Here is a 5,651-nt window from a genome sequence, read left to right as displayed (position 1 = left end):
CGTCGCCGGCCGCCTGCTGCGCCGGGTCCGCGACTTCGCCGCCGCCGACGGGGTCGAGGTGATCGACGGCAAGGCCGCCGCCCGCGCCCTGGCCCGGCTCGACGTCGACCAGGCCGGCCTGGATGCGCTCGACCGCCGCTACCTCCAGGCGATGATCGACAATTACGGCGGCGGCCCGGTCGGGGTGGAGACCATCGCCTACGCCATCGCCGAAGCCCGCGACGCGGTCGAGGACGTCATCGAGCCGTTCCTGATGCAGCAGGGCTTCATCCAGCGCACCCCGCGCGGCCGCGTCGCCTGCGCCAAGGCTTACGCCCACCTCGGCCTGACCCCGCCGCCGCAACCGACCCCGGGCGGCCAACCGACCCTGTTCGACGAGTAGCCCCCCACCCCGCTCATCCCGGCGAAAGCCGGGACCCAAGCTGAGTCTGCAGATCCATCACCCGCGCACCAGGACCGCCAAGGTCTCGCGCCGATCACGCCGAACCCACCGAGTCGGCTTGGATCCCGGCTTTCGCCGGGACGAGCGGGTGAGATTAGACCTAGGCCAGCGGCTGCAACGCCACGTCCAGGAACCGCCGCAGCGTCGGCGTCGCGTCGTCCGCGCGCCAGACCAGGCCGCTCTCCAGATAGGGCCCCTCGCCGGGCAGGCTCATATAGCGCACGCCGGTCCGCGCCAGGTGGCGCAGCGAGGCCGGGACCAGCGCCACCCCGATCCCGGCCGAGACCAGGGCGATGATGGTCTGCATCTGGATCGCCTCCTGCACGATCCGCGCCCCGCCGGTCAGCGACTTCAGCGTCTCGATCGCCAGGTCGTAGAACGCCGGCGCCACCCGCCGCGGGAAGATCACGCCCGCGGCCCCGAGCAGGGCGCCCGGCGCCAACCGCCCGTCCTCGTGCGCCAGTCGCCCCTCCTCGACCCAGCTCTGCGGCACGGCCGCCACCAGCGGCTCGACCAGCAGCCGCCGATAGCTGAGCTGGGCCGGCAGGCCGCCCGGCGGCGGAATGACGATCCCGGCGTGACCGTGCCCCTCCAGCAGGGCGGCCATCTGCACGTCGCTGGTCGCCTCGCTCAGCGCGATCTCGACCTCGGGGTGCAGGGCCGAATAGCGCCGCACCAGGGTCGGCAGGATGCTGTAGTCGGCGGTGCTGACGAACGACAGCTCCAGCCGCCCGGTCTGGCCGTCGCGCAGCTGGCGGGCGATTTCGGGCAGGCCCTCCAGCTCCTCCAGCGCCGCCTTCACATGCGCCAGCCACTGCTCGCCGAACGGCGTCAGCGCCACCTGCCGCTTGGTGCGAACGAACAGCGGGGCGCCGAGCTCGCGCTCCAGCGCGATGATCGACTGGCTGAGCGGCGGCTGGGTCATGCCGAGCTGCTCGGCCGCCCGGCCGAAATGCAGCGTTTCGGCCACCGCCCGGAAATGTCGAAGCTGGCGGGTGTCCACGCCTGATATCCCACACGACCTAATGGGGTCTGCTTAATATATTTCACGAACTGGTCGCGATTGGCTACGGGTGGGGCGCGCAAACTCGTCAGGACCGACCCCGATGCCGACCTATCGCTCCCGCACCACCACCCACGGCCGCAACATGGCCGGCGCCCGCGGCCTGTGGCGCGCCACCGGCATGAAGGACTCCGATTTCGGGAAGCCGATCATCGCCGTGGTCAACTCGTTCACCCAGTTCGTGCCGGGACACGTCCACCTGAAGGACCTCGGCCAGCTGGTCGCCCGCGAGATCGAGCGCGCCGGCGGCGTGGCCAAGGAATTCAACACCATCGCGGTCGACGACGGCATCGCCATGGGCCACGACGGCATGCTCTACAGCCTGCCCTCGCGCGAGCTGATCGCCGACAGCGTCGAGTACATGGTCAACGCCCACTGCGCCGACGCCATGGTCTGCATCTCGAACTGCGACAAGATCACGCCGGGCATGCTGATGGCCTCGCTGCGGGTCAACATCCCGACCGTGTTCGTCTCCGGCGGTCCGATGGAAGCCGGCAAGGTGATCCTGAAGGGCAAGGAGGTCGCCCTCGACCTGGTCGACGCCATGGTCGCGGCCGCCGACGACAAGATCTCCGACGAGGAAGTCGCCGTCATCGAGCGCTCGGCCTGCCCGACCTGCGGCTCCTGCTCGGGCATGTTCACCGCCAACTCGATGAACTGCCTGACCGAGGCGCTGGGCCTGTCGCTGCCCGGCAACGGCTCGGTCCTGGCCACCCACGCCGACCGCGAGCGCCTGTTCCTCGAAGCCGGCCACCTGATCGTCGACATCACCCGCCGCTACTACGAACAGGACGACGCCTCGGTGCTGCCGCGCTCGGTCGCCTCGTTCAAGGCGTTCGAGAACGCCATGAGCCTCGACATCGCCATGGGCGGCTCGACCAACACCGTGCTGCACCTGCTGGCCGCCGCCTACGAGGCCGGCGTCGACTTCACCATGGAGGACATCGACCGGCTGTCGCGCAAGGTGCCGTGCCTCAGCAAGGTCGCCCCGGCCAAGGCCGACGTCCACATGGAGGACGTCCACCGCGCCGGCGGCATCATGGCCATTCTCGGCGAGCTCGACCGCGCCGGCCTGCTGCACACCGACCTGCCGACCGTCCACTCGAAGTCGATGGGCGAGGCGCTCGACCGCTGGGACATCAAGCGCACCAACAGCGAGACGGTGCAGACCTTCTTCAAGGCCGCGCCGGGCGGGGTGCCGACCCAGACCGCGTTCAGCCAGAACCGTCGTTGGGCGGAACTCGACCTCGACCGCCAGGGCGGCGTCATCCGCGAAGCCCAGCACGCCTTCTCGCAGGACGGCGGCCTGGCCGTGCTGTCGGGCAACCTCGCGCAGGACGGCTGCATCGTGAAGACCGCCGGGGTCGACGAGGAGATCCTGAAGTTCAAGGGCGTGGCCCGCGTCTTCGAAAGCCAGGACGCGGCGGTCAGCGCCATCCTGACCGGCAAGATCGTCGCCGGCGACGTGGTGGTCATCCGCTACGAAGGCCCCAAGGGCGGCCCGGGCATGCAGGAGATGCTCTATCCGACCAGCTACCTGAAATCGAAGGGGCTGGGCAAAGCCTGCGCGCTGATCACCGACGGCCGCTTCTCGGGCGGCACCTCGGGCCTCTCGATCGGTCACGTCTCGCCTGAGGCGGCTGAGGGCGGGGTGATCGGCCTGGTCGAGGACGGCGACGCCATCACCATCGACATCCCCGAGCGGATCATCCGGCTGGACGTCTCCGACGCCGTGCTCGCCGAGCGCCGCGCCGCGATGACCGCCAAGGGCGCCGCCGCCTGGAAGCCGGCCGAACGCCAGCGGGTCGTCTCCCCGGCCCTGCGCGCCTACGCCGCCATGACCACCAACGCCGCCCGCGGCGCGGTCCGCGACGTCAGCCAGGTCGAGTAGTCGCGCCGGCGGCGTTTGGGTGTCATCCCGGCTTCGGCCGCAGGGCCGAAGACCGGGACCCATTCGCCCCGTGTCGCGCAAGATGAGGCGCGGCCTAGCCATGTCCGCCTCCATCCGGTGTTCATGGGTCCCGGTCTTGCTGCGCAAACCGGGATGACAGGGATTGAGGCTGGCCCCTCCGCCGCCGCGCCCCTAAAACCTAGGCCCATGCAGACCCCGCTCCCCTCCGCCGGCGTCCTCGACGGGCGCGAACACGTCCTGCCCGTCCGCGTCTATTACGAGGACACTGACTTCACCGGGGTGGTCTATCACGCCAACTACGTCCGCTATTTCGAGCGCGGCCGATCCGACTTCCTGCGCCTCGCCGGGGTTCATCACGCCGAATTGCTGGACCGCGACGATCCGGCCGCCTTCGCCATTGTGCGCATGGAGCTCGACTTCAAGCGCGCCGCCCGCATCGACGACGCCCTGGCCGTGCGCACCACCTACGATTCCGCCCGCGGCCCGCGGCTCTTTATCAGCCAGCGGATTACCCGCGGCGAGGAGCTGATCTGCGCGGCCCAGGTCGAGGCCGCCTGCATCGACCTGGCCGGCCGCCCGCGCAAGCCGCCGGCCGGCATGCTCGACATTCTGCGCCCGCTCTTCGCGTAAGGTTTTCGTAAAACCGCCTTCACCATTTCGGCGTTAGAGGTCGGTTAACCAGAAGGCATGGCCTTAAGTTCGCCACCGCGGGCGGCTTGAAGTCGTGCGCCCGCCATTCTTACGGAGCCCTACGAGCGCATGGACCCCGCTGCGATCACCGCCGACAGCTTCAGCTTCATCAATCTGTTCATTCGCGCCGACTGGGTCGTGAAGGCGGTGATGATCGGATTGATCCTGGCCTCGCTGTGGTCCTGGACCGTGATCATCGACAAATCCGTCCGCCTGACCAAGCTCAACAAGCAGGCCAGCGACTTCGAGGATCAGGTCTCCTCGGGCCGCTCGCTTGAGGACATCGCCGCCGAGCACGGCGAGCGCCCGACCCAGGCGCTGCCGCGCATGCTGCAGGGCGCGCTCAAGGAATGGCGCGACGCCCGCGCCCGGGGCCTGGTCTCCGAGAGCCAGACCGCGTTCCTGATCCAGCGCATCGACCGCGCCCTCGACACCACCATCGCCCGCGAGAGCGCGCGGGTCGAGAACGGCCTCGGCTCGCTGGCCATCGTCGCCACCGCCTCGCCGTTCGTCGGCCTGTTCGGCACCGTCTGGGGGATCATGAAGGCCTTCCAGGCGATCGCCGTGGAAAAGTCGACCAACCTGGCGGTCGTCGCCCCCTCGATCGCCGAGGCGCTGTTCGCCACCGCCATCGGGCTGATCGCCGCGATCCCGGCCTACATCGCCTACAACAAGTTCTCGACCGACGCCGGCAAGTACGCCGGCCGGCTCGAAGGCTTCGCCGACGATCTCTCCACCGCCATCCAGCGCCGCCTGGCCGAGCGGGGCTAAGGGTCATGGCGCTTTCCTCCCACGACGCCTTCTCCGCCCCCGGCGGGTCGCGGCGCCGGCGCGGCCGCCGCTCGCGCGGGGCGCTGTCCGAGATCAACGTCACGCCGCTGGTCGACGTGATGCTCGTGCTGCTGATCATCTTCATGGTCTCGGCCCCGCTGCTGACCAGCGGCGTCGAGGTCGAGCTGCCCAAGACCGAGGCCGGCGCCATGGAGGATCCCAAGGAGCCGCTGACCGTCTCCATCCGCCAGGACGGCGCGGTGTTCATCCAGGAAGACGCGGTGCCGTTCTCCAGCCTGGCCCCGCGCCTGCGGGCCATGGCGGGCGATGACCAGGCCAAGCCGATCTATGTGCGCGCCGACGGCCGCGCCTCCTACCAGATCGTCGCCCAGGTGATGGCCGCGCTGTCGACCTCCGGCTTCACCAGCATCAACCTGATCACCGACACCGGCGGACCGTCTTCGGGCGGCGAGCCGCGCTGAGGCGCCGATGGCCCGCGAACGGTCCGAATTCTCCGGCGCGATGCTCGCCTCCACCCTGCTCCACGCAGGGGTGATCGCGGCCGCCCTGATTTCATGGCCGTGGGCCAAGCAGCTGCCGCTCGGCTCGGCGGTGCCGATCAACATCGTCGCCAACGCGCCGGTGACCGACCTGGCGCCGGCCGAACAAGGGCCGGAAGACGCCCCGGCCCAGACCGAGGAGCCGGTTCCCGAGGCGCCCGCCCCGCCGGCCGCGCCCGCGCCGACGCCGACGCCGCAGCCGGTCCCGACCCC

At 70.1% G+C, this 5,651-nt stretch carries 6 protein-coding genes and 1 pseudogene; 6 read left to right on the top strand and 1 reads right to left on the bottom strand.

Annotated elements, in window-relative coordinates; all coding sequences use genetic code 11:
- Positions 1 to 382: Holliday junction DNA helicase RuvB C-terminal domain-containing protein (locus OUA97_RS23015; RefSeq protein WP_323691137.1), on the top strand; the 382-nt coding region annotated here is incomplete at its 5' end.
- Positions 383 to 542: 160 nt separating this feature from the next.
- Here the strand turns inward: OUA97_RS23015 and OUA97_RS23010 are convergent.
- The gene (locus tag OUA97_RS23010; RefSeq protein ID WP_267234417.1) at positions 543 to 1,445 is read right to left on the bottom strand and encodes a LysR family transcriptional regulator; all 903 of its coding nucleotides are present in this window, start codon (positions 1,443 to 1,445) and stop codon (positions 543 to 545) included.
- Between the two features lie 103 nt (positions 1,446 to 1,548).
- Here OUA97_RS23010 and ilvD point away from each other — a divergent pair, with 103 nt between their 5' ends.
- The 5 genes and pseudogenes from ilvD to OUA97_RS22985 form a co-directional block, all read left to right on the top strand.
- A complete protein-coding gene (gene ilvD, locus OUA97_RS23005) occupies positions 1,549 to 3,396 on the top strand; it encodes a dihydroxy-acid dehydratase (RefSeq protein ID WP_267234416.1) in 1,848 nt (615 codons plus the stop codon).
- Between the two features lie 207 nt (positions 3,397 to 3,603).
- On the top strand, positions 3,604 to 4,047 hold the full coding sequence (ybgC, locus tag OUA97_RS23000) for a tol-pal system-associated acyl-CoA thioesterase (protein ID WP_323691135.1): 444 nt from the start codon (positions 3,604 to 3,606) through the stop codon (positions 4,045 to 4,047).
- A 129-nt stretch (positions 4,048 to 4,176) separates the two neighbouring features.
- The gene (gene tolQ, locus OUA97_RS22995) at positions 4,177 to 4,878 is read left to right on the top strand and encodes a protein TolQ (protein WP_267234415.1); all 702 of its coding nucleotides are present in this window, start codon (positions 4,177 to 4,179) and stop codon (positions 4,876 to 4,878) included.
- A 5-nt stretch (positions 4,879 to 4,883) separates the two neighbouring features.
- Positions 4,884 to 5,360 (top strand): ExbD/TolR family protein, encoded by a 477-nt coding sequence (locus tag OUA97_RS22990; RefSeq protein ID WP_267234414.1) that lies wholly within the window; start codon positions 4,884 to 4,886, stop codon positions 5,358 to 5,360.
- A 7-nt stretch (positions 5,361 to 5,367) separates the two neighbouring features.
- A pseudogene (locus OUA97_RS22985) lies at positions 5,368 to 5,651 on the top strand (energy transducer TonB); the annotation flags it as partial.

Source organism: Phenylobacterium sp. 58.2.17 (genome assembly GCF_026411515.1).
In the GTDB taxonomy this organism is placed as follows: Bacteria; Pseudomonadota; Alphaproteobacteria; order Caulobacterales; family Caulobacteraceae; genus Phenylobacterium.
This window is presented reverse-complemented; position numbering and strand designations above follow the sequence as displayed.